This is a genomic window from Thiocapsa sp., assembly GCF_035467215.1.
In the GTDB taxonomy this organism is placed as follows: domain Bacteria; phylum Pseudomonadota; class Gammaproteobacteria; order Chromatiales; family Chromatiaceae; genus Thiocapsa.
On sequence record NZ_DATITZ010000318.1, the window covers coordinates 1 to 2,585 of the forward strand.

A 2,585-nucleotide genomic window follows, 5' to 3' on the forward strand; every position below is an offset into this window, starting at 1 on the left:
AAGTGGAGCGCCGGGTTAGCCGCTTGGGTTCTCTTGGTCCGGCCCCCCGGTAGTCCGCCGATGGGGCCGGGATCTTGTTGCGTCAGGATTCCGGGATTTCCCAGAAATCCTCCGCGACCGTTCCCGTGAGAACGTCTTCAAGCGTGATCTTGTGGTAAACGAATTGCACCGTTTCGCGCGCCACGGTGTCGGTTGGCCCTGCGCCGCTCACCGAGAGGTCGACGATCCGTGGTTGTGTCAGTGTAATCCGGTAATAGAGCTGCTTTGTTTTGCGTGGGGCGTTCCGGTAGAAGGAGCACTCCACGGCCGCTAGGGTTCGATTCGTGACCGCGGCTTGAAACAGGGCCGGAGACAGCGCATCGAGCTTCTTCAAGATCGTAGCCGGACGATGTTGGCGTTTGCCGGTAGGCAGTCCGCTTGCCGGCTCGTAGCTGCCGATGATGCCGCCAGAGAAGGCATCGACAGGCACCGACGCATCCATCAACTCGCCCGTGATTCGGCATTGAATCTCGTCGCCATAGGCCGAGGACGCCGCCATCGATAAGGCAACGGCCGTCAGCATCATCACATAACGGTTCATGTTCGCCTCCATGAGGTTCGATTGAACGACACTGCAGTCCGATCGCGTGATCCGCGATTTCCTTAAAAGTATAGTTTCGGCATGGTTATCTGTTTGGATGCTGGGGTTCGACCTCTTGGGCGTCGTCGTTAGCCGATTCGCGACCACCACCGGTTAATCGACCCCGTGAAAGGCATGCGACTGGATTTGTCGCATCGTCGTGTCATCCTCGGTGCACCCAGCTCTCGAACGCCGCTGCATAGGGGCGATCGCCAAGGACTCCGTTCCCCGGAAAGACGCGATGCGACACGCGATACCGCCGATCCTTGCCATCACCGTGACACTCGGGTGTGCTTGCGCGAGCAATCAGGATCCGCAGCCCGAACAGACGCTCCTGGGATGGTCTCGGGCTCTCTCTCAAGCCGAAATCCCTGCGTCGGCGACGGCGATGGTATCGGTGCCGAGTCCGCCGGAGACGTCCTACGCGGCGTTTTTGCGCTGCCGCGACGCCCTCGGAAGGCATCTGGAGTGGGTCGGCGAGATCGCCCCGGCGCTCGTTGCATGCCATCGCGACTTCGAGCCACGCTCGCCGAGTTGCGAGGAATTGAACGCACTGCTCGATCCGAGCCGACTGGATTGGCAGACCGAGGTCGGTCGTTGCGCGGCGTCCGGAAACCTCGGGGGCTACGGGATCGAGGAGGTCGGTGCTTCGATCGTTGCCGGCGAGGCCCTGATCCCAGGACTCCTCGCACTCCAAGCGCGGATCCTCAGCGAGTGGTGACCACGAAGATGACCAAGGAGAAGACCCGATGACATTGTCGATGAGGACGATCCTGTGCGGGGCCCTGCTGGGTGTCGGTGCAGTGCTCGCCACATCCGCCCCGGCCGACACCGAAATCCGTCGCCCGATCCCCGGAACCAATACCCCGGACTACGGCGGGCCGCTCTCGATCGAGCGCAACGGCATCGTCTACCCTGCGATCCCGGGCACACGCACGCCGGATTATGGTTCCGATGACCGTCTGATCATCCGCGACGGCAAGGTCTACGATGCCATTCCGGGGACCAACACGCCGGACTACGGATCGGGGCGGTGGTTGCTGCGGGAGCGCTGAGGTATGGGTCAACACGGGGGATCGTCGAACAGAGATCCGAATCACGGCCGACTTGGAGACCTCGGGATGGGATCCAGCGTTGTTGCGACTTGCCCCGCGTGCGGCTTCGACAGCGGGCTGCTCATGATCGGCAGTGGAGCGGCGATCGCGGCACTAGCCCTGCGGCAGTGAAAGCATGTCCGGGACGGATCTCCCGTTCCAACCGCTACCTGTCGATAGGCGCGAGACGCTTCCGCCCAGGGGGCTCTCCGCGAGTATCTGCAGAATGTTTCGGTTTTCGTAGGACATGGCCGGACACTCCGTTGGGCCAAGAAACAGAACCCCTCCGGACTACGGCATGCGTCGCTCGTCCATCGGGGCAAGGATGTCTTGCGCGATAGCATCCCCGCTGGTCCAGGCGGCCTCGACCCGTGCGCCGAGACACCAGTCGCCGCCCGCGTAGAGATTGCGGGACGCATCGCGGGCGAAGGGGCGGCCGAGCGGCACGACGACGCGTGCGTAGCGCCAGCGATGCGCGGCGGCGTATCGAACGGCACCCGCCTCGGTGCCGAGTTGCTCGCACAGCGTGGGCAGCAACAGCGCGGCGAGGGCGTCGGGGTCAAGCTCCAGATGCGTGGCACTCCACGACGGGCTGGCCTGGGCTACCCAGCAGGCAGGCGCGGTTCGCCCCGGTTTGCTGCTGTCCTGCGCGATCCAGGCCAGCGGCGCGTCGGGATCGGCGCGGGTGACGAAAGGCCGCGGGGCATCCGGATCGAAGGCGGCCATCAGCGTGAGGCAGGGATCAAGGCGCACGCCGGCAACCTCGCTGGACAGCGGATGCTCGGGTCCGAGGAGAGTCGAGACCTGCGGGGTGGGCACCGTGAGGACAACGCGGTTGAACAACTCCGCGCCGTCGGCAAGGGTGACCCTCC

Annotated in this window: 4 protein-coding genes; 2 read left to right on the forward strand and 2 right to left on the reverse strand. The window is 64.2% G+C overall.

Going from position 1 to position 2,585, the window contains the following annotated elements; all coding sequences use genetic code 11:
• Positions 1–82 precede the first annotated feature (82 nt).
• On the reverse strand, positions 83–592 hold the full coding sequence (gene tssD, locus VLR48_RS17165; RefSeq protein ID WP_325292961.1) for a type VI secretion system tube protein TssD: 510 nt from the start codon (positions 590–592) through the stop codon (positions 83–85).
• Positions 593–1,016: 424 nt separating this feature from the next.
• Here tssD and VLR48_RS17170 point away from each other — a divergent pair, with 424 nt between their 5' ends.
• Entirely contained in the window at positions 1,017–1,340 is a 324-nt protein-coding gene (locus VLR48_RS17170; RefSeq protein WP_325292962.1) for a hypothetical protein, read from the forward strand.
• A gap of 28 nt (positions 1,341–1,368) precedes the next feature.
• On the forward strand, positions 1,369–1,674 hold the full coding sequence (locus VLR48_RS17175; protein ID WP_325292963.1) for a hypothetical protein: 306 nt from the start codon (positions 1,369–1,371) through the stop codon (positions 1,672–1,674).
• Positions 1,675–2,004: 330 nt separating this feature from the next.
• Here the strand turns inward: VLR48_RS17175 and VLR48_RS17180 are convergent.
• Positions 2,005–2,585, reverse strand: a 581-nt coding sequence (locus VLR48_RS17180; RefSeq protein ID WP_325292964.1) for an NAD(P)/FAD-dependent oxidoreductase, incomplete at its 5' end; no start/stop codon positions are given.

Coding starts and splice junctions, on each gene's coding strand:
- tssD (WP_325292961.1), bottom strand. CDS start 592: ATGGAGGCGAACATGAACCGTTATGTGATGATGCTGACGGCCGTTGCC.
- VLR48_RS17175 (WP_325292963.1), top strand. CDS start 1,369: ATGACATTGTCGATGAGGACGATCCTGTGCGGGGCCCTGCTGGGTGTC.